General features: G+C 67.9%; 12 protein-coding genes and 4 pseudogenes. 5 read left to right on the forward strand and 11 right to left on the reverse strand.

Translation table 11 applies throughout. The annotated features are described in order from the left end of the window. Nucleotides 1–286 precede the first annotated feature (286 nt). Complete coding sequence (locus ACZ6TI_RS44375; RefSeq protein ID WP_465351319.1) at nucleotides 287–1,402, forward strand: hypothetical protein; 1,116 nt, start codon at nucleotides 287–289, stop codon at nucleotides 1,400–1,402. 825 nt (nucleotides 1,403–2,227) lie between these two features. Here the strand turns inward: ACZ6TI_RS44375 and ACZ6TI_RS44380 are convergent. From ACZ6TI_RS44380 to ACZ6TI_RS44400, 5 genes are all read right to left on the reverse strand, one after another. Continuing rightward, nucleotides 2,228–3,148, reverse strand: coding sequence for a phosphotransferase (locus ACZ6TI_RS44380; protein ID WP_465351320.1), 921 nt, complete (start codon nucleotides 3,146–3,148; stop codon nucleotides 2,228–2,230). Between the two features lie 578 nt (nucleotides 3,149–3,726). Further along, the gene (locus tag ACZ6TI_RS44385) at nucleotides 3,727–4,920 is read right to left on the reverse strand and encodes an amidohydrolase family protein (RefSeq protein WP_465351321.1); all 1,194 of its coding nucleotides are present in this window, start codon (nucleotides 4,918–4,920) and stop codon (nucleotides 3,727–3,729) included. Between the two features lie 568 nt (nucleotides 4,921–5,488). Then, entirely contained in the window at nucleotides 5,489–6,586 is a 1,098-nt protein-coding gene (locus ACZ6TI_RS44390; protein WP_465351322.1) for a sensor histidine kinase, read from the reverse strand. 15 nt (nucleotides 6,587–6,601) lie between these two features. Continuing rightward, nucleotides 6,602–7,681 (reverse strand): sensor histidine kinase, encoded by a 1,080-nt coding sequence (locus tag ACZ6TI_RS44395; protein WP_465351323.1) that lies wholly within the window; start codon nucleotides 7,679–7,681, stop codon nucleotides 6,602–6,604. A gap of 111 nt (nucleotides 7,682–7,792) precedes the next feature. Beyond that, nucleotides 7,793–8,344, reverse strand: coding sequence for a hypothetical protein (locus tag ACZ6TI_RS44400; RefSeq protein WP_465351324.1), 552 nt, complete (start codon nucleotides 8,342–8,344; stop codon nucleotides 7,793–7,795). A gap of 150 nt (nucleotides 8,345–8,494) precedes the next feature. Between ACZ6TI_RS44400 and ACZ6TI_RS44405 the strand changes: the two genes are divergently transcribed. Beyond that, nucleotides 8,495–9,163, forward strand: coding sequence for a response regulator (locus tag ACZ6TI_RS44405; RefSeq protein WP_465351325.1), 669 nt, complete (start codon nucleotides 8,495–8,497; stop codon nucleotides 9,161–9,163). A 1,248-nt stretch (nucleotides 9,164–10,411) separates the two neighbouring features. Here the strand turns inward: ACZ6TI_RS44405 and ACZ6TI_RS44410 are convergent. From ACZ6TI_RS44410 to ACZ6TI_RS44435, 6 genes and pseudogenes are all read right to left on the reverse strand, one after another. Continuing rightward, on the reverse strand, nucleotides 10,412–11,050 hold the full coding sequence (locus ACZ6TI_RS44410; protein ID WP_465351326.1) for a DUF4304 domain-containing protein: 639 nt from the start codon (nucleotides 11,048–11,050) through the stop codon (nucleotides 10,412–10,414). 795 nt (nucleotides 11,051–11,845) lie between these two features. Then, nucleotides 11,846–12,535 (reverse strand): annotated as a pseudogene (locus ACZ6TI_RS44415) (transposase family protein); the annotation flags it as partial. An 875-nt stretch (nucleotides 12,536–13,410) separates the two neighbouring features. Continuing rightward, entirely contained in the window at nucleotides 13,411–14,961 is a 1,551-nt protein-coding gene (locus ACZ6TI_RS44420) for an alpha/beta fold hydrolase (protein ID WP_465351327.1), read from the reverse strand. Between the two features lie 615 nt (nucleotides 14,962–15,576). Then, nucleotides 15,577–16,398: a hypothetical protein gene (locus ACZ6TI_RS44425; protein WP_465351328.1), complete on the reverse strand. Its 822-nt coding sequence runs from the start codon at nucleotides 16,396–16,398 to the stop codon at nucleotides 15,577–15,579. Between the two features lie 538 nt (nucleotides 16,399–16,936). Then, nucleotides 16,937–17,621 (reverse strand): annotated as a pseudogene (locus tag ACZ6TI_RS44430) (transposase family protein). A gap of 334 nt (nucleotides 17,622–17,955) precedes the next feature. After that, nucleotides 17,956–18,192: pseudogene (locus ACZ6TI_RS44435) on the reverse strand (transposase); the annotation flags it as partial. Nucleotides 18,193–18,339: 147 nt separating this feature from the next. Between ACZ6TI_RS44435 and ACZ6TI_RS44440 the strand changes: the two are divergent. The 3 genes and pseudogenes from ACZ6TI_RS44440 to ACZ6TI_RS44450 all read left to right on the forward strand — a co-directional run bounded on the left by ACZ6TI_RS44440 (nucleotide 18,340) and on the right by ACZ6TI_RS44450 (nucleotide 21,685). Continuing rightward, complete coding sequence (locus ACZ6TI_RS44440) at nucleotides 18,340–18,669, forward strand: integrase core domain-containing protein (RefSeq protein ID WP_465351329.1); 330 nt, start codon at nucleotides 18,340–18,342, stop codon at nucleotides 18,667–18,669. A gap of 38 nt (nucleotides 18,670–18,707) precedes the next feature. Then, nucleotides 18,708–18,770, forward strand: a pseudogene (locus ACZ6TI_RS44445) (transposase); the annotation flags it as partial. Nucleotides 18,771–18,943: 173 nt separating this feature from the next. After that, entirely contained in the window at nucleotides 18,944–21,685 is a 2,742-nt protein-coding gene (locus tag ACZ6TI_RS44450) for an AfsR/SARP family transcriptional regulator (RefSeq protein ID WP_465351330.1), read from the forward strand. The last annotated feature ends 60 nt before the right edge of the window (nucleotides 21,686–21,745 follow it).

The raw sequence follows: 21,745 nt of genomic DNA on the forward strand, positions 1-21,745 counted from the left end.
TCTCACGGAATATCGGTGTACGCCTGGGCTGATATCGGCACGTCATCGCAGCGCCTCCTTGATCCCCCAGCCACTTTGCGTAACGATCGGTCTGCGGCATGAGCGGACGTCCATCAGCCTGACGGCCCGCCATCTTTCGGGGGGTGGACGATCCCGAACACCCCAGTGAGCGACTCGTCGAGCAACGCATGCGCGACCGCGCGCCATGGAAGCGTTGGTTACCCTCAGCGAAGGCGACTCGGGCGTTCGTAGCGTCGGCGTAGGTGAGGGTTCAGGGATGGAGCCGATGGAGAATCAGGGCCCTTACCGGCCACGAACGCCGCCGATGGCCGAGGACGATCCGGTTGTGCAGTGGCTGCTGCAGGGCGATCCGGCGATCCGCTGGCAGGTGCTGCGCGACCTCGTCAACGCCTCGGAGACCGAGGTGGCGACCGAGCGAGCGCGGGTGGAGCACGAGGGCTGGGGTGCTCGGCTGCTGGCGCTGCGGGCTTCTCATGGCCTGTGGGCGAACGGGGCTTGCTTTCCGGGTACCGCAGCGTTCGCAGCGGCCACTGCGCAGGCTCTGGCAGCCGGTGAGCCACCGCCGCCTTTCCCGTCGCCCGACGGAGAACCGGCCGAGGCACCGACCGACGGGTCGGGTGCCGAGCCGGGCCAGCCGTGGACCGCGACGTACCCCGTCCTGCTCGACCTGTGCCACTTGGGCACCCCGCCGGACAGTCCGGTGATGCAAGAGACCGCACACCTGGTGGCCCGCAACTGCCGCTGGGAGTACGACGGGCTGCCGTTCTTCGCCGGCGAGGTGGACTGCTGCATCAACGCCGGCACGATCCTGATCGGTGCCTACCTGGGCGTCGACGTCGACCCGGTCGTGCAGCGACTCGTGGCCGATCAGATGCCGGATGGTGGCTGGAACTGCTGGGCCGAGACGCGCCCGGCGCCGGCATCTTTCGCAAGCACCCTGGACGTGATCGACGCTCTGCTGAGGTGGGAGCGCCATACCGGCGGATCTGAGGAGGTCCGCCGGGCCCGCCGGAACGGAGAGGAGTACTTGCTGCGGCGCAAACTCTTCCGGTCGTTACGCACGGGCGAGGTGGTCAACCCGCAGTGGGCATTGTTCTCCTACCCCCCACGCTGGCACTACGACCTGCTCAAGGCCACGGAGTACTTCGCCCGGCGTGGGGGCACTCCGGATCCGCGGCTGGCCGAAGCAATCGAACGCGTCCGCGCAAAGCGCCGACCCGACGGGCGCTGGCTGCTCGAGAACACCCACCCCGGCGCGGTCCACTTCCGATACGAGGAACCCGACGGCACGCCTAGCCGGTGGAACACCTTGAGGGCGCTGCGGGTGCTGCGCTGGTACGACGCGTCCGCCCACCCCGGGAGCGCGAGCCAGGCGTCTTGACGACAGGCGGCGACATCACGTCGACGGTCGCAGTCCGGCTCCCGGGTACTGCACCGGAGCCCTATGCGGGACTTCTGCGGACACTCGCACGCGACGCACGCTCATCGGCCATGACAGTGCATCCGTGCCGATAGGAGGCCCGCCGAGTCGGCGGGGGTGCGGCTGCGGCGATGGCCAGCCTCGTTCCCGTGTGATTGGGGCCTTCATTGCTGTGAGCATGTCGGGAGCGAAGCTTCGTACAACCATTGTGGTGGTTCGAGAGACCAAGATGGCGCCCATGTCGGCCGAGGAGCGGCAGCAGGCGGTCGCTGCCTTGACGGTCATGATTCACCAGTCGTGGTCCGGCGATCGGGGGCGCAGCGCCGATGCTGTTATCGAATCCGTGTGGCGGCGCTGCGGCCGGTGACCGGGGCTGAGTTGGTCAGGGCGTGCGTCGGCGTACGGCTGGCAACGTCACGATCGGCCCTTGAGCTGTGGGTACGCGGTTCGGGTTGTGCCACATCCGGTCCACCAACAGTGCCTGAGCTGGGAAAACGTGAAACCGGATGTGGCGGTGCCCGAACCTTTCATCAGATGCTCGCTGAGCTGCGGAACGAGCGCGCGGCAGGCGTTGACAGCGGCCAGGCGCGCGGGCGGGCAGTTCGAGGCAGTGGTGAGTTAGTCGGACCGGTTTCCTATGGTCCTGCGTCCTCGCTCGCTGAGAACGCTCGGGTGAAGTAGACGGGTTCGATGACACCCAGATACGCCGCATCCGCGAGCTTGTATCGGTCGATGTGGCGCGACGTTGCGGCGGGGACATGCGCTCGCTGAATGGGCGTGCTGATGTTACGCATTGGCCCGGCGGAGGCGTTCGGCTGCCTGCGCCCGCAGCGCATCGCCGCCCGCCGGGGTGCCACCGCACAGCGCCATCTCCCGAGCGTTGTACGCAGCCATCCACAAGCCGGCGGCCCACGCGATCTCCAGCTCCTCGGCCGTGAACAGGCGCCCTCGGATGTCTTGATAGGCCACGAGGAACGCCTCGGAGCTATCGATCGGCGCCAGCGTGGGCGGCCCGGCACTCGCGAACGACCCGCTCGCCGCTCCCACCAGCGCCGCCTCCGGCTGCCACGCCAGACTGTCCCAGTCGTGCACCGCCCACACTTGCAAACCCTGCCACCGCAGGTTCTGCGCCTCGAAGTCGGCGTGGCCAAGCACGCACGGCAAGCCGGCAGCCAGCAGCCGCTCCCGGGCCCGTTCAGCCGTCCGGACAATGTGCTCGGACACGACACTCTGGTCCCGGCTGTCGAGAAAGTCGATCGCCGGCCACGCTCCGGAATCTGTGTGGTCCCAGCGCACCCAGGGCGGGTTCGGCAGCGGCGGCGCGACGGTCACGCTGGCAAGTTCGGCCATCAGCCGGGCGAACACCTCCGCGCAGCGCATGGCTATCTCCGGCGAGTCCCCGTGCAACACCTCGCCGCCGGGCCGGAATTCCTCGGCGTGCACGGCCAGCGCACCGACACCGACCACCGGAGTGAGCGGCCGGGCACACGGAAACCCGCGATCGGCCAGCCGGGCCTGCGCCGCGACACACGACGCGGCCCGGCCGTCGCCGGCGCGCGCCTTGACCACGACGTCCCTGCCACCGGCCAACCGCAAACCGAACACCATCGAGACCTGTTGCGACTGAAACAGCACGCCGGCGGGTTCGCCGCACAAATGGTCAAGACACCAAGCCCGCAGCCAGTCCGGCAACTCATCCAACGGCACACACCGCACTGTGCCATAGGCACCGAACGCACCGGAGACGAGACGTCCGCTGGACCGATCACCGAACCCTGCAAGCGATCCTCGCGGCTGGCCGATTCCCGGCGGAAGTTCGCACGCTGAACACCGGTCAATGCCTGCGTCGGCGTACGGCCGGTAGCGTCACGATCGACCCCTGAATAGGGTGAATGCGCTTCGGGTTGTGCCACATCCGGTCCACCAACAGTCGCTGAGCTGCGGAAACACGAAATCGGATGTGGCGGTACCCGAACCGTTCTAGCCCATACCGGCTGAGCTGGGCAAATGCGGGATAGCAGGTACTGATCGCAGGCGAGGCAGTGTGGTCTGAGCGGTTCGATGCCGGGGCGAATCGGTCGGGCCTTCTGCCCATAGTCTTGCGGTCATCGCTCGCGGGAACCACTTGGAGGGCGGCCCCGAGCCTGATGTCCTCCGCCCGTTGCGCGCCAGCGGATGCAGGCGGTGGCCAGGACGCGGTCAGAGGTTGCGGCCGGCACCGCGCTTTATCGGCGGCAGATCCGGATGCTGACAATTGCCGTGGATCGATTCGGGTTGAAATTCTCCTACACGACCTGGATGCCTCTGGCGAACACCGCGCGGATGCGGTGTAGTGCCGCGAGATCGGCGAGCGGGTTGCCGTCTACGGCAATGACATCGGCGTCGAACCCGGGCGCCAGCCGTCCCTTGACGTCGCTGAGGCCGCACGCCGCGGCGGCCCTCGAGGTGGCCAGGCTCAATGCCACCTCAGGGGCGACGCCGATCATCGCGGTCTGTTCGAGGGCGAACCGCAGAACGTCGTGTGGCTTGGGCAATCCGATGCCCGCATCAGTACCGAAGATCAGGATGGCACCAGCTTCGTACAGACGGCGGGTGTTGGCGATGATGCGCGGCATCCGCTTCGCCACCGCCGGCGGTGGCACGGCACCCGGTGCCGGGACGACGCCGCCGGTGATCCCCACGGCCACGCGGCTGTCCACGATGCGCCCGACGAGGTCGCCGGGGTCGTCGACGCCGTCGATGCTCCAAAACGAGACATGTTCCATGCCGTCCACGCCGGCGTCGAGGCCCATCCGGATCGCGGCGGTGCCGTGGGCGTGCGCGGTGACCGGCAGGCCGAACCGGTGCGCCTCGTCGACCACGACCCGCAGCAGCTCGGCAGTGAACTGGGATACCTCCTGGCGGGTACCCGGGGTCATCGTCCCGCCGCTCGCCATCACCTTGATGACGTCGACGCCACGCTCGGCCCGCTCGCGCACCGCGGCCCGCAGCGCCTGCGGTGTCGGCTCGGTCTCGCCGCCAAGGAAGTGACAATGCCCCGCCGGTGTGGTGATCGGCGGCCCAGCGGCGACGATCGTGGGCAGATCACGAGCGCCGCGCAGACCCAGCGACAGGTACTCACGATCGCCGAGGTCACGAACCGTGGTGACTCCGCCGCGAAGGGCGACTCGCCCGGCTGCCGACATCGCCGCGAGCGCCGCACTGTCATCGCGTCCGGCAAGGGCGGCGACCGGATCGGCGCTGCCGTCGAACGCGAGATGCACGTGCGTATCGATCAAACCCGGCAATAGCGTGGCGCCGCCGAGATCCACCACCTCGGCGCCAGGCGGCGGCGCGATCGCACTTTCGATCGAGACGATGGACGGACCGTCCATCACCAGCACGGGCTCGGGCACCAGAGTGCCGGACACGCCATCGAACAGGGCTCCAGCCCGAACCGCGACTAATCGCGGCCGGTCGGTCACACGGGCGCTCGCCATGCCCGGAACAGTACGGCCCCAACAGGGCCCCGATCTCAGTACCGGACGAAGGTTCCCCCGTTTCTCCATCAAGCGGACGGCCAGGTCCACCTCCCGCGAGCCGCGCACGTCTCCTCCGTACGCCCTGCCCGAGAACCCCGCCCCCGAGCGGCCGGAACTTCACCTTCGTCGTGCGAGGATCAGCGACCTCCCGGACCGTCGGTCTCGGACATCGACGGGCACGCAGCGGACACCGAGCAATATCTGCGCAGAACCCGCGACTCCGTCGGTTCCCGGCAGGTGGCCTGATCTCCGCGGCCCCTGGAACGATGGAGGGCCACCTGTCGGGAGGTGATGGTCATGGAGCCAAGGCGAACCGGCCGGAAGGGTCTCTCTGGGTGATCGCGAGCTTGATTCTGGCGATCGTGTTCGGCAGCGGGGTAGCGGTGCCGGGAACGATGGCGGCGGCTACTGAGAACTCCGCTTCCTTCATCGGTTGTTGGGATTGGTATCCAAATAGGCGACTGCGGCCGGGGTAACCGGCTCGGTGGTTTGCGTGTCTCTCGCTCGAAGGAGCCGCAAGACTGAGCTATTTCGGGAAGGTTGCCTCGACGTGCCACCCGCCGCACGAGGTCGGTCCTACGAGCAACCGGCCGGCCTGCTCCTGGACCCGTTCGCGTAGGCCGGTCAGTCCGCGACCCGTACCGGACATGCCTGGCGGCTCCTGGGTCGACGGGTCGTTCTCCACCCTCACGGTTAGGTCTCGGCCCGTGCCGTTGACCCGCACTCGGACGGCCGCTCCCGGGGCGTGGCGCAGTGCGTTGGTCAGGCCCTCCTGGACGACGCGGAAGGCGATGTGGGCGATCGGCGCCGCCACGCCGTCGCGGTCGCCCTCGAACCGGCACGACACGTCCAGACCGTTGCGCGCCGCCCGCGTCACGACCTCCTCGATGAGCGACAGGTCGGGTCCGCCGACCTCAGTTCCGCCGAGCAGTTGGATGAGCCGCTGCAGGTCTTCCCGGCCCTGCCTGGCCGATTCCGCGATGGCGGCGAAGGCCTGCGTGGCCCGGGCCGGGTCGCTGTCGACCAGCCGTTGCCCGGCCGCGGCCTGGATGATCATGACGCTGATGGCATGCCCGACGATGTCGTGCAGCTCGGCGGCGATCCGGGCCCGCTCGTGGCGCAGCGCCAGGTCGGCGAACAGTTCCCGTTCCTCCTCCAGCTCGCGACCGCGCTGGGCGAGCTCGTCCGCAGCCTCCCGGCGCAGCCGGAAGACTGTCCCGGCGAGGAAGCCCGGCACGCTGAACATCACCACAGCCACCGGGCTGGTAGCGAGAACCAGCCAGAAGACGACCAGGTACGCCGCCAGACAGGCGCCGGTTACCCAGGCAGCCCGGCCACGCCAGCCCAGGGCGGTGACCGCGGCGAGGACGGCCATGATCACGAGCGCGAGGTCCGGGAACCAGGCGGAGTCACCAAGGCATGCCGCCGCCAGCCAGAGCCCACCGCCCACGATCGCGACCACGCGCGGGTGGCTTCGCCACCAGAGCAGCGTCAGGCCACTCGCCACGACAGTGGCGACGAAGATACTTCCGAGGGCTGTGGCAGGCCAGCCGTGGATCGCCGTCGGCAACGCGATGACGGCGAGGACCAGAAGGACGATCCCCGCCTGCTCGAACCGGCGCAAACCTACCACCACGGATCACCCGACCACGGGGAGCTGGGCCACGGCCCGGGCATGCCCCCGGGCGACCTTCACGTCGACCGAGCCGCCCAGCAGCTTGGCGCGCTCCTTGGCACGGGCGATCGCCGCCTTCAGGTCCACGCCCCGCCCCACCAGACCGTTGACGCGGATCTCGAGCGCGTCGTCCTCGAATCGCACAGCGACCTCGATCGGCGCGTCTGCCCGGTCGGCGAGCACCGTGACCAGGTATTCGACGATGCGGTACGCCGACAGTTCCACGGTGGCCGGCAGCGACCGGGAGTCGCCGGTCACGGTCAGCCGCGAGCGCGCCGACCGGTGTCGCGCGAGAAGCGCGTCGAGATGAGCGACCGTAGGGGCCGGCGCCAGGTCAACTTCGCCGCCGCGGAGCAGCCCGACGATCTCGCGCATGTCATCCAGCGTCTGCCGGCTGCCTGACTCGATGGACTCCAACAGCGTTTTCGCCTGCGCCGGGGCGAGGCCGTCCGCGGACTCGGCAGCCGTGGTCAGCTGCGTGAGCCGTTCCTGAAGGAGTCCGTCGAGTTGCTGGGAGAGCCGGGCCCGGTCGTCCGCGACCACCAGTGCGGCGCGCTCGTCGCGCAGCTGCCGCAGCTCCTCGTCCCGGATCTTGAGCTCGTGGTTCAGGGCGCTGCGGTGCCGGGCCGCCCGACCTATCCCGAAGACGACCAGAACGATTGGCAAGGCAAGCGCCAGCGGGTCCGGACCGGTGGTCGCATCGACCATCAACACGGCCACGGTCAGCAGGGCGCAAAGCCCAAAGACGAGCCAGGCTTTCGTACGCGGGTAAGCCAGTGCCCCGAGGAACGCCAGCACGAAGGTGAGCGGCAGGCCGGCGCCGCAGCGGGTCACCCACCCGAACAGGAGGTCGTGAATCACCATGAAACCGACGGCGACACCGGTGACGGCGAGAACACTGCGCCGCCACCAGAGCACCGGAACCGTCGCGCCGACGAAGACCGGAATCATCCATATCGAATGGGAATCGATCGGGTGGACCATCGAGCCGTCGGCGATACTCCTGGTGACCTCGGCGTCGGCGGTGCTGACGTCGAAGTACATCAGCAACGAGCCCAGCGCGGTGAGGGCTCCCGCGAGGAACCAGTCGCCGATCTTGATCCCGCGGAAGACGTCACTCATCGCCGTACTCCTTCCCACCACCCGTGGACCCGGTCAGGCGGCTGCCCGCTCGGGGGCCGGCGCGACGGCGGCGGGCTGCTGCTTCCTGGTGACCCGATTCTGGACCAGAAGACCGATACCGTAGAAGAGCGCGGCACCTGGGAGTGCGAGGACGAGTCCGTCGCCGATCGAGCCGATCGAAGAGTCGTGGAAGAGCACGACCACCTGAAGAACGACGATGCCGGCGACGCCGATCAGTTGGTTGCTCATTTTCCCAGCGTAACGGGCTACGGCGTATGCGAGTGCAAACGAGAGTGGGAGCGTCACACCGCAGCGTGTGAGCCAGTCGAAGGCCAGCAGGTGGACGGCCGAAGCGGCGATGGTGAAGCCAATGACTGCGAGGATGTGGCGGCGGCGCCACAGGATCGGCAGGGTCACCAGCAGGAAGACCGGAAGGATCACCCACGAATGCGTGGAGACCGGGTGGGCCAGGTCCGCGTCGTCTGGCGAGGCGATGTTCTCCCACATCAGCAACGCGCCCAGCACGGTCATCAGGCCGGCCAGTACGTAGTCGAGGGGCCGGACACCCTTGAGAATTCCGTTCATCGTTCTTTCCTTCCGCTCCGGGTCGCTCAGATGCCCTGACGGTAGGGTTCGGCCTGTGTAACGTTCGTCCAGCTCACGGAGGATGTTCGGACCCGCCGTCGTCCTTAGGGATGACCCACCGACGACGACGGGACCGGCAGACTCTCAGTTGTGTCCAACAAGATCCGGGTACTCGTCGCCGACGACCAAACCCTCGTCCGCACCGGTTTCCGGGTGATCCTGGAGGCCGAGGGCGACATCGAGGTCGTTGCCGAGGCCGACACCGGCACCGAGGCGATCCGCCAGGCCCAGCTGACCGAGCCCGACGTGATCCTGATGGACATCCGTATGCCCGAGATCGACGGCCTGTCGGCCACCGAGGAGATCCTGCGGCACCCAGACCCCCCGACGATCGTCGTTCTCACGACCTTCGACCAGAATGAGTACGTCTACCGCGCGTTGCGCGCCGGCGCGGCCGGTTTCCTTCTGAAGGACGCACCATCGACCCGCCTCATCGCCGCCGTTCGCGCCGCGGCCACCGGTGACTCTCTCATCGAGCCGTCAATCACCCAGCGGCTGATCGAACGCCTTATCGAGCCCGCCCAGTCGGCTGGACTACCGCCGGAACTGGCGTCGCTGACCGGGCGGGAACTCGATGTCCTACGGCTCCTCGCACGTGGATTCTCCAACGCCGAGATCGCGGCCGAGCTGGTGGTGGCCGAGACAACGGTGAAAACCCACGTCGCACGCATCCTCGCCAAGCTCGGCCTCCGAGACCGCGTGCAAGCGGTAGTCGTCGCCTACGAGACCGGTTTCGTCAACCGGAGCTCAGGTCACTGATACGCCCGTCTCCTTCGGCTCGGCTGCGTGTGTGCTGCCGAGGATTCCTCGACCGTGACAAGGTCGTCCGCAAGATCGGGTGAGCGGACATCGGCAGATCCGCGCACTCGCACCTGTCTCGGTTCATGATTGACTGCACGGAGGGTGACCGGCTCCGGAGCTACCGTCAGGCGCCCCGTCGGACAAGATCTACAAGGGGCGCTGGGTTCTCACGAACATCTCGGTACGCGGAGCCGACAACATGGCGCCGAAAGTCGCCAAGATCTGCGCCCAATTCCGGTTCTGCCCCATGAAGCGTGAGGCCCTGCGCTGGCTTTGACGCCGGGCTCAGCGGTGACGCGCTCGACCTGACGGAGGATACGGGCGTCACCTGCCGGCCAGCCTCCTCAGCCAAGGTGGGCGACCCGGCATTGGGCGACATACATCCATTTCCGGATCCTGCCGGGCGACCGGTAACGACTGGGCGCTGACGGTCCCGTGTCTCGATCGACAGGCAAGGCGCCCTTCGTGCTTGATGGTCAGCCCGGGTGCCGGTCAATTGATGTCCGCTGGCGTTCGGCCTGCACCACCGACCGCTCTTCGGCGGCAGGGCCGTCGAGCCCGGTACTGCCGTAATCCTGAGCCAGGAGACAGCTGGAGACAGCTACACCGACGCGTAGTCCTACCGGCAGGGTCATTGGTGTGGCTGTTCGGACTGACGCGTCGCACTTCCTTGTCCTAGACGCGTAGGAGTATCGCGCTGCCCAGGTGGCATCGGCTCCAGCAGCGACGCAGCTCGGTGTGGCCTCTTCGGCGCGGAGCTGGTCCGTCGGCAGTGCCCGGAGTCATACCTCGGCTACAGAGAGATTCTGGCGGCTACGAAGAAGGTCGATCCGAGGAGGGGTCGGCCGCCCTGCCCGACTCATTCACACCGTTTGAACATGTGCACTGCCCCGGCAAAAAGTCAGCAAAATTCCGTCTGATGATGCATTCGCATCGCTAGCCGACTGGCGCGTCCGCTTGCTGCTTGCGGGTCCGGACTCACCTTGCGGATGATCTTGCGGAGTCGGGATTCAGGTTGCGGATTCACCCATACGTGCCGGGACGGTAGCGCAAGATCGGCGTCGATGGAGCTGACGATGCCGCGGCATGGCTATCGATTCGTCGATGGATGTGGAAGCGGTGCGGCCGGTCGCGCGGAGTTCGCCAGGTAGGTCTGGACAAGTCGCGACAGCATCCGGTTAACCGCCCGAGGAAGGAGCCGATCGGTCAGCAGGCAGCGTTCGCAACGGTCCAGTCCAGCAGCCGCTCGACCTGGCGTTGCAACGCCAGGGAACTGTCGGGGGTCAGCGAGGCCACGAGCGTTTCCAGCACCGCGTCGAGTTCCGCGCTGGGCCCTGCGTCGGAGAGCACCACCGCGAGCGGCTCGCCGCCGGTCATCCGCGAAGTGTCGCGGGTCCGCAGGTAGTCCAGCACGGTCGACCGGTCCAGGTAGCGCCGCAGCAGCGGTACCCCGGTGGTGGTGAGTAGCTCGGCCACGCGAGCTCCGACGGCGTGCGCCGAGGCGGCGTCGGTGAACCGCCATTCGTCCCGGCCGACCGGCTCGGGACCCGGTCGCTCAAGGCGGTCGCGCCATACCCCGTGGTACTCCTTCGGCTCCCCCGAGTGGGCGTACAGGTCGACCATGTAGCGCCACCACGGCTGGGGCACAACGGCGAGGTTGACAAAGAATGTGACCTCCTCGGCAGAGTTCCACCTCGACCCTTGCGCCTGAACGACCGCCACGTCCCCCGATGCCGGATCGCGCAGCGTCCACCGGCCGCTCGAACCCGCGAATCCGCACCGGCGCAGTGACGGGCCCACCTGGTCGCGGAGCAGTTCACGGTAGGACATGGCGAGATCAGGCATCCGATGATTGTGCGCTAGTCGCCCAAGCCGCGACGAATCCAAGCCGCCGGCCAGGCGGCGCCATCCGGCGGCTCACCAGCCGCGCAGCGTGGCCTCCAAGGCCATGGCGACGACCGAACCAAGATCATCGAGTTTACGTCGGAGGATCTGCACGAACGCCCGAGAGCAACGGACAGAGGATGACCGGACAAGGCCGTTCGGCGGAACTCCGCAAGATAGGTCCGGACACTCCAGCTGGCCGTCGTCCGGATCTACCTTGCGAGTCGCAGACGGAAGCCTTGATCATCCGCAATCTTGGCGCGCACACGACACCGACGGCAGGCGGCGCTTCTACCAACAGGGACTCGATCGATGAGAGGACCCTACCGCGCATCGTGGACTGATCAACGAGGTGCAGGAGCGGGCCTTCGGCGGCGACGATCGCGGATCGCGGCGTTGTAGGCGCGGCCTGCTCCCAGCGCAACCACGACCTCCGCAACGGAAGGTGCCGGCTATCAGTCGGTGGGACATCACATCCACCGGACCCGAGCGAAGCTCGACGCCCGAGGGACCACAGGCATGCAATACCAGAGGCCACGGCCCAGTCCGCCAACGTCAGTGCAGGTCAACTGATGTCCGCTGCCTTTCGGCCTGCACTACCGACCCCTCTTTGGTGTGCAGGCCATCGATCCCGGTTCCGCCGCCACCCTACGAGCCAGGGTGACAGGTGGAGACAGCTACCCGACGCGTAGTCCTACCGGCAGGGTCGTTGCTGTAGCTGTTCGGTCTGACGCCTAGCACTGCATTGAGCGTTTTTCATCCTCGGTAGGTAGGGTTCTCGACCTGGTGTAGGACGAGGATGGCCTGCACGATCGCGGTCGCGCGGCGTGGGCAGCAGCGAAGCTTGACCAGGATTTTCCACGTCTTGAGGGTGGCGTTGGCGCGTTCGCCTCGGGCGCGGATCCGGGCGTGGGAGCGGTTGACGGCCTTCTGCCGGCGGGACAGTTTCGGCCGGTAGCGGTGGCGCTTGAACGGTGTCCGGACACTGCCGCGGGCGCCTTGGTAGGCCTTGTCGGCGAAGGTCAGCACGTTCGCGCTGGCCAGGGCGTCGATGATGCCGTGGGTGCGGGCGGCGGTCAGGTCGTGGGCGGCGCCGGGAAGAGCGGCGGGCGCCCAGATCAGGCGTCCGGCCGGGTCGGCGATGACCTGCAGGTTCACGCCGTGGCGTCGGTGTTTGCCCGAGTGGTAGGGCTTCTGATCACGGACGCGGTCGATCGGGATCAGGGTGCCGTCGAGGATCGCGTACGCCAGAGCGCGGATCCTTTCCATCGCCGTGTTCAGGTCGTCGGCGGTCGCGGCGAGCAGGTCGACGGCCTCGCGGACATACCGCCAGGCGGTACTGACACCGATACCGAACCCCCACGCCAGTCGGGTGCAGGTGTCGCCGTTACGCAGATGGGCCAGGGCGAGCAGGGCTTGGCGGCCGGGGTCGAGGCGCCGCCACCGGTCTTACCGGGAGCCTCACCTCTATGTCCACATCGGACCGCGACCCCTCGTGTGGCCTGCACCGTCACGACGAAACGGCTCACTGATTCTGACTCCGTCCCGTCGTCTGGCAAGACCATTCGGCCCCACCTCTGGCCTGCGGGTTCTTCTTGTCCCTTGCCAGTGAAGGTGAGGCATGCGGGGTCGCTGAGCTGCGCGGCCTCATCTTCACTGGCAAAGGATGGGGCGAATGTTGCCATCAAAGCTGAGGCAAATCGCAGGCGTCGCGTCCGCTCGAAGGTCGCGGACGACTAAAGGCTCTGGCCAGCCATTCACCAAAGTAGGTCCGACGCTGAGATGCGATCGTCCAAAACTACTTGTGGCTGGTTCAGGGTTCGCGCTGAACCTGTGTGGCCACGGCTTCGGCGACCCTTTCCGGTGGCTGCGAGGCGTCGTCTGGATGACGAGGTGACGCCAGAGCAGGGCTTCCAGCGCTGCCCGCAGGGTCTCGGCGACCACCACTCACCTCACCCGAGACGCTGCCGCAAGACCCAGCCACAATCAATCCTTATTGGACAGTGCAGCAAGGTCACGGACCACAACCGGCGCGCCGGGAATTGGGCAACAGAGTCGTACAGGGTCGCCAAGTCGGGGCGCACAGGATCGATCACGGCCACCTCCGTACCCGATGCTGGGCCCCAGCGGCCAAGGCCCCAACGGGCGCACCGCGGCGGTGGCGGATCCCCACGAACGCTCCGGCGCCGGCCTGGACGAAGCGGAGGCGGGGCCCGCCGGCCTGGAAGATCCGGCAAGGCGCCGCGCCGATGGGACGGTGTGGAAGGTGACCGGAACTGATCGGTGATCGCCGGGCAGGTGAGTGCCGCCGGTCGGCTCCGTCAGGCGGTGCAGGTCTGGTCGCTCGCGGGCAGGACGCCGGTGTTCAGGTAGGCGTTCACGGCCTCGTCCACACAACTGGCGCCCTCGAACAGGTACACACCGTGGGTACGCACGTCAGCCAGCGTGATCATGCGCGAACCACGCAGAGCCCGGTGCATGGCCTGGGCCATCTCCAGTGTCGAGTTCACATCACCCGCGGACTGGACGATCAGGGCCGGTACCTCGTTCCGCACCGCGACCGGTTTCGCCACTTTGACCGGCCAGAAGGCGCACGGCGTAATGGTCGCGCCGAGCGGACCGAACAACGGCGCAGCGGCACGGCCGGCCTGGATGTCGCGCCGGTAGGACTCCACGTCGCGCGATACCGGCGCGTCACCGCACTGGATCGCCGTCATGGAGCTTCGCAACGCCGAGTCCCGTCCGGTCAGCATGCCGGCCAGTGTCTCGTCCATCGCCTCGGTCGGCTCGGCATGCCCGTCGGCTACCGCCTGCACCAGTACTTGCAGCGTGGCCGCCAGTTCCGCGGCGCTGTCCTCGCTGTCGTCGGCGAGCGGGCCGACGATCAAGCCGGGCACCACGGTGTCGTCCACCGTGTATGGTCCGACGGACAGCGGCGCGCGCGCGGAGGCCCGGTAGACCCGGTCCACGGTAGCGAGCACCTCGTCGGTCGTCGTACCGAGGTGGAACGTGTCATCGAATTGAGCGGCGAGCGTGGCCCATTCCCGCAACGCGTCCTCGCGGTGTGGCGCGTTGTGAGCCAGGATCGTCGTCCCCGGGAGGTCCGGATCGACCGCGCTGTCCAGCACGATCCGGCCGGCCCGCTGGGGGAACAATTGGGTGTACAGCGCGCCGAGATAGCTGCCCTGCGAGTAGCCGAGGTAGTTCAGCTTCGGCGCGCCGAGTGCGGCCCGGATCACGTCCATGTCACGGGCGATGTTCGCGGTCGACGCGTGTGGCAACACGTCACCGTTGGTGCGCCCGCATCGGCGTGCCAGGTCCTTCGTCAGAGCGACCTGCTGGGTGAAACTCTGCCGGTCGGCACCGGCCGAACGCGGCAGCCAGGAGGCCGGCCAGCCGCAGTCCAGCGGGGTGCTGCGTCCGGAGAAGCGCACGTCCATGCCGATCAGGTCGAACCTTGCGCCGGTCGCGCCCATCGCGGCGGCGGCCGTCGGCACGATCGACAGCACTGGGCTGGCGGGGCCACCCAAGTTGATGATCAACGGACCGAGCCCGGTGGCCGGTTCGGCGGCCTTGATCCGTGCCAACGCGATGGTGATGGTGCGGCCGCGGGGCCGGCGGTAGTCCAGCGGCACCCGGACGTCGGCGCACTGCGCGCCGGCCGCGTCGAGTTCCTGGCCCTCGGCGTCCTCCGGTCCGCGCCGGCACGATTTCCAATCGACAGGCTGACGGTGGAACTGCTCGAGCCCGGCGTCGGTGCCGCCGCTCCTCCCGTCGCCGGTGCCGCCGGCCCAGGCGATGGGGATGACCCCCAGCCCGGTGGTGGCGGCCAACCCGGCCGCCAGAACCAGAATCCCTCGTGCTCTTTTCACTATCTGCTCCCTGGTTTGTCGAAGGCGTTGAGTTCCGAGCCGGTTCGCGGCTCGTGGGGTGGTGACCGAGAGGCTCGGCTCACGCGTCCCGACGGCGCAGCTGCCACCCGGCAAGCCCAATCGCGACGGCGGTGTAAAGGCAGAACACGCCGAAACCGGTCCATGGCTCCAGCGACGCGGAATCCGGCTTCAGGAACGTGATGGCCTGCCCCGCCGGCGCTGTCAGGACCGCGACGAGGATGCCCGCGACGGCGGTCCGGCTGGCTTTGTCGCGGATGGAAACTCGAACATGCCTGCGGCGCCACCGCCATCAATCTCATCCGCCTCAACGCCTGGTGGACCCACACCTTGCTCCAACGGACCCGCATCACCGACCTGAGCAACCTCGCCCTCGCCCTCGCCCTCGCCGCAAAGCCGAATTTGGGCAACAAGGTCCCGCACCGTCGCGCTCCTGGCCGCCGTATCCGCGCCGTCGCCGGATGCGACGCTGGTCAGCGCCGCATCCGACGACGAGGTCCGCATTGTCCGCCTCGGCGGACGCTTCACGGTCAGCGTCGAGTCGACGACTCCACTCACGTGGCGGCATTGGCCTGAAGCCGTCCGGCCGCAGCGGGCTCAGCGGCGTTCGGAATGACCGTTGGCGTAGACCGTGACGACGACGACCTGCTCGGGGCTCTGGTTGCTCTCCCACCAGGTGGTGGTGATGTTGTAACTTTGCATGCCCCCGCTGTCAAAGGGTCCTTCGATCCTGCGCGAGCAGAAGATGCCGGGGGCCGAGCTGCACGACGCGTACACCTGTGAAATCGAAGCACCGTCGCCGCACCAGTCCAACGACGCTGCGCCGATCGGTATCGATGGCGAGTAAGCGGCGTGGAAACACTCCGTCGTCCGCACGGTGACCATTCTGCGGTCGAAGGTCAGGGTAACGTCGGCCTGGACGCGGCCTTCCGCCAGTTCAGTGGCTGCTGTGAGAAACACTGATGCGCTTCCGTTGGCGGGCACCATCACCGAGTCGTTATCGGTGATTATTCCAGGTACGACTGCCCCGGTGGCGGACACGCCGACGGAGACGAAGCCCTCGCGTGCATTGGAACGCAGGGAGCCGTCGGCTGACAGGATGGTGTGCATGTCGTGGGCGGCCGCGCAGCTGGCGCCCGTCACAAGGGAGCCTCTTTGATTGGTCTGCCCTTGCGACGGAATGATCCGATTCATCTCTATGGTCTCGCGAAACGGGATGCGGCAGACCGGGTCAGGGCCGCTAGTTACAAAACCTGACTGCACGGTGATGGTGCCGGTCATGGTGAACGTACCCTCAAACGCTGGTACTTCGGCCGCGTTGGCTGCGACGACGGGCAAGCCGACTCCGAACAGTACGGTCGCGGCGGCCACGATGGTCCAACGTTTGAATTGTCGGGGCAGTTTGAACAGTCGAGCCATGATCACAACCTCTCTTTGTTGCATCGGTGCTGACGTATACGTAGACCTTCGCGCCGGGCTCCTGCGTCCGGCGGTGCTTCGGGACCCCCTGCCCTTACGCGCCGCCCTTACGTGCCAGATGACGCACGTTTGCCAAACCGCACCGGGCAACCGACTGCAAGCGAAGGTGGCCGGCGGCCAGCCCGGCCGGGGCGGCTGAACGCTGTGTCCCAGATCACTGAAACCGGTTACAGCGATGCTTGGCGATACGATAGTGTTTCAGCACGAGCTATGCAATATCTCCAGAAGAAGCGGATTCGGTCGGATGAACAACCCAACCGAGTTTCAGAGACGTGGCGGATCCAACGGCGGGCAGTGTCTGACGACAGCCTTGTGCCTGCCGAATATTGCGTCCGCACCGGTGGGAGGCACTTCGGCCTATGTCTTTGACCTTGGCTTGGCCCCAGCGTCCTTCTTGTTCATCGCCGTCGGTGACTGCGCGATGATGTCGGCTCGTGTTGCTTCGACTGGCGTACCTGGGCATCACCAATGAGCCCTTTCAACCTCGATAGGTCGGGTTCTCGACGTGATGTAGAACGAGGATGGCCTGCACGATCGGGGTGGCCCGGTGTGGGCTGCAGCGCAGCCTGGTCAGGACTTTCCAGGTTTTGAGGGTGGCGTTGGCGCGTTCGCCGATGGCGCGGATCCGGGCGTGGGCGCGGTTGACCTTCTTCTGCCAGGCGGAGAGTTTCGGTCGGTAGCGGCGACGTTTGAACGGAGTCCGGATGCGGCCGCGGGCGCCTTGGTAGGCCTTGTCCGCGAACGTCATCACCTTTTCCCTGGTCAGGGCGTCGATGAGGCCGTGACTGCCGGCCGCGGTGAGGTCATGGACCGAGCCGGGCAGAGCGGCGGACGCCCAGATCAACCGGCCCACCGGACCCGCGATGACCTGGACGTTTCACGCCGTGCCGGCGATGTTTGCCCGAGTAGTGGGGCTTCTGATCGGCGACCCGGTAGATGGAGATCAGGGTGCCGTCCAGGATCGTAACGCCGACCTCGAACCCGGCGGCCAGCCGGGTCAGAGTGTCGCCGTTACGCAGATGAGCCAGGGCGAGCAGTGCTTGCCTGCCGGGATCCAGGCGCCGCCACCTGAATCGCCGCTGCTGACGCTGGGTGCGGATGAGGCCGGCGAGGTGGTTCAAGCTACGAGTGGACAACGGAATCGCGGCAGGGTAAGACAGCACAGCGAGGCTCCCGGCTGGGGCATCTGATCTTGGTCGATTGCTGTCTTACCGGGAGCTTCGCCTCGTGTCCACATCAGACTCCCGCTGTCCCGTGACCTGCGCCGTCACGATGAAAATGGCTCAATGACCGTCTGGACAGCGCCACGTTGTTGCCTGCTCGCTGAGTCGCGAGCCAGGTCGTGGAACCTTCTCCATGCGGACCCCAGCGGCGGCTCGACGCCCACGAAAGCGGGTCGACGTCCCGCGACCTCCCGCACAGCGCGAAGATCACCAAGGGGCCGCGTCCGAGGCGGCCGGCCTCGTCACCCATTCGTGGCCCCCCACTGGTCATGTCGGCTCGGGCGCCGGGCGAGGCGGTCAGCGCGGAGAAGGCCCAGTGGTAGCCGGCGGTGGCGAGGCGTTGGTTCTTGATCCTGCGGTGCATGCCGATCATGCTCTTGCCGGAGGCCCGGGTGACCGGCGAGGATCCGGCATAGGATTTGACTGCTTTCGCGTCAGCGAAGCGGGATCGGTCATCGCCGATCTCAGCGAGAACCCGGGCGCTACGTGTTGTTCCTGATGGAGGTCGCGACCCGCCGGGTGCACCTCCTCGGCGTCACCGACCATCCGAGCGGGGCGTGGGTGGCGCAGCAGGCCCGCAACCTGATGCTGGAGCTGGGGAAGCGGGCCGCCCCGGTTCCGGTTCCTGATCCGCGACCGGGACACCAAGTACACCGCCGTGTTCGACGAGGTGCTCAGCAGCGAAGGCATCGAGGTCCTGCGCAGTCCACCGCAGGCACCGCGGGCGAACGCGTATGCGGAACGGTGGGTGCGCACGGTCCGTCGCGAGTGTCTGGACCGGATGCTGATCTACAACCCGCGGCACCTGCAGGCCGTCCTGGCTGAGTTCGTCGAGCACTACAACGAGCGCCGGCCGCATCAGAGCCGGGATCAACGCCCACCCGACGCCGTGGACACCTCGCCTGCCGTCGTCGACCGCACCTCGGCGCGGGTCCGCCGCAGAAAAATCCTCAACGGACTGATCAGCGAATACTCGCAGGCAGCGTAGCCCGAACCGCATTTCCGAGCGGGTACAGGGTCTACCAGCTGCCCTCCTACGCCCCGGAGCTGAACCCCGTCGAGAAGGTGTGGTCGGCGATGAAACGCAGCCTGGCCAACGAATCTCGTGAGCGAGGCCCCGGCCCGCAACCGACTCACGACGAGCCGGTCACGTCATACCGTCTAGGTCAGCACCTGGCCGACGGCAACCGATTAGCCGCGAGATGCAGTTTCCGCACCAACGGGTCGTACACCAACGTAGATTTGCGGGTGTGGATGGTGCCATGCAGTTTCGGGTGCTTGGGCCTCTCGAAGCCGAGCGGGACGGCCGCGCGGTGCCGTTGGGGCCGGCCAAGCCACGTCTGCTGCTTGCCCTGCTGCTCGCCCGGCCACAGCAGACCGTCTCCGCCGACCACCTGGTGGAGACGCTCTGGAATGGCACGCCACCGTCGTCGGCGAATGCGAATCTCCGGACCTACATTCACCGCCTCCGGGTTGCGCTCGGTGCCGACCTCATCCGCGGACTCGGACGTGCGGGTTACCTTCTGGACGTTGCCGAGGAGCAGTTGGACAGTGCGCGGTTTCTCGAGCTCGCGGCCCGGGGGATGGCAGCGGGATCCACTCAGGCCGGTCGTGACCTGCTCACCCGTGCGCTCACCCTGTTCCGCGGACCGGCATACGCCGACTTCGCCGAGGTCGAGGTGCTCGCAGCTGAGCGGGCGCGCCTGAACGCGTACCGCTTGTCCGCGATCGAGCACCTCGTCGACGCGGAGTTGGCGCTCGGCCGGTACGCCGAGGTGATACCGCAGCTGACCGGGCTGGTGGCCGACCATCCCTTCCGAGAACGCTTTCACGGTCAGCTGATGCTCGCGCTGCACGGCAGCGGGCGGCGGGCGGAGGCGCTCGAGGCGTACCGCCGGGTGGAGCGGCTGCTCGCCACCGAACTCGGCATCCGGCCGCAGGCGGAGTTGACTGCTCTGCACACCGAGATGCTGCGCGGCGAGACCCCGGCGCCCGCGGCGCCCGCGGCGCCCGCCCAGCTGCCGCCGACGTCGCGGGGGTTCAGCGGCCGCGAGCGAGAACTGGCCCGGCTTACCGAGATCCTCAGCGACCGGGTCGGCACCGGCACGCCGGTCGTCATCGCCGCGATCGGCGGCATCGGCGGCGTGGGCAAGACCTGGCTGGCGTTGCAGTGGGCGCATCGGCACCTCGACCGGTTTCCGGACGGGACGCTCTTCGTCGACCTCCGCGGGTACGACCCGGTACGCGAGCCGCTGACCACGTCCGAGGTTGTCCGCGGATTCCTCGCCGCGCTGGGCGTGCCGCCGTCCTCGGTTCCGTCCGAGGTAGCGGCCCAGGTCGGCCTCTATCGCAGCCTGGTGGCCGGGCGGCGGATGCTGCTGGTGCTGGACAACGCGCGCGACACCGATCAGGTGATGAATCTGCTGCCGGGCTCCGGACGGTCGACCGTGTTGATGACCAGCCGCAACCGGCTGACCGGGCTGGTCGCCGGGCGGGGCGCCGAGACGCTGTTCCTGGACGTCCTGGACGACCGTGATGCGCGGACGCTCCTGCTCGCCCGGCTCGGCGAGGACGTTGACGGTCCGGAAGCGGACGAGGTCGTCGCGGCCTGCGCAGGTCTGCCGCTGGCCCTGGGGATCGTGGCCGCCCGCGCCGCGATGGAGCCCGGCCGGTCGTTGTCCGGCATCGCGGTCCAGCTTCGTGAGCGAAAGAGCCGGCTTGATGCGCTCGACGAGGGCGAGGCTCAGGCCAGCGTACGCGCCGTGTTGTCGTGGTCCGCCGCCGCTCTGACCGGCCGCCAGGCGGCGATGTTCGGGGTCCTGGGACTGGCGCCGGGGCGCGACATCGGCATCGGAGCGGCAGCCGCCCTGTCCGGCCTTTCCCGCGCCGAGACCGGGGTCGTGCTGCGCGAGCTCGAGCGGCAGTCACTGATCAGCCAAACCTCGCCGGGCCGATGGCAGCTCCACGACCTGGTGAAGTTGTACGCCGCCGAGCAGGCGCATCGTGTCGTGGCGGACGAAGGGGGTGCGTTGCGGCGGCTGGTCGACCACCTCGATGACACCGCCCGCGCCGCGGACTGCGTGCTCAACCCCAGACGCGCAGCCGCCATGATCGAGCCACCCCTGCCCGGCTCCGGGGTGGATTCGCCGGTCGATGTCGATGCCGCGCTGCGGTGGTTCGACGCCGAGTACGCGGGGATCCGGGAGGCGCAGCAGATTGCGTACGACCGAGGCTGGTCCGATGTGGCCTGGCAGCTTGCCCGCAATCTGGACACGTTCCACTGGCGCCGGCACCTCGCGGAGGACCGCTTCGCCGTCTGGCGCATCGGTGTCGCCGCCGCCGATCGGCTCGAGGACTCCGCAGTCCGAGCGCGCGCAGCGCGCCTCTACGGTGATGCCTGCATCCGGGTCGGTCGTCACGAGGAGGGTCTGACGCAGCTGGAGCGCGCGCTGCGTATCGCGGAGGCGGAGGGCGACGATCTCGACATCGTGCGGGCCTTGATCGGGCTGGCCTATGCGCGCGCCGAGACCGGCGATCTGGCGGCAGCCTTGGCACACGCGAAACGCTCGCTGGACCTGGCCCGGCACCTGGACAACCCGGTGACCGAGGCCGACCGGCTCAACGCCGTCGGCTGGTATTGCCTGCGGCTCGGGCACACCGACGACGCTCGCCGGTACCTCGAGGAGGCGCTCGCCCTCATCCGCCGCCGCGGCCACCCGTACACCGAGGCCGCCGTCCTGGACAGCGTCGCCACCCTCGAGGCGCAGACCGGCCGCCACGAGGAGGCGCTGGCTCGCTACGAGGAGGCGATTCCGCTCATCGAGCAGGCGGGCGACAGCCTGCACCTGGCGGAGTCGTGGCAGCACATCGGCGACATGAACGCTCAGCTGGGTAGGACGAGCGCGGCTCGGACAGCGTGGAAACGGGCGCTGGAGCTCTTCGAGGAGCAGCAACGCCTGGCGTCCGCGATCGACCTGCGCCGCCGACTCACCGTGGCTCCCTGACACCTGGACGTAGCCGACGCCGGCCGGAATGTACGGCGAATATGCGGGGTCGCCCTACGG

The sequence above is a fragment of the Actinoplanes sp. NPDC051388 genome, from assembly GCF_055586225.1.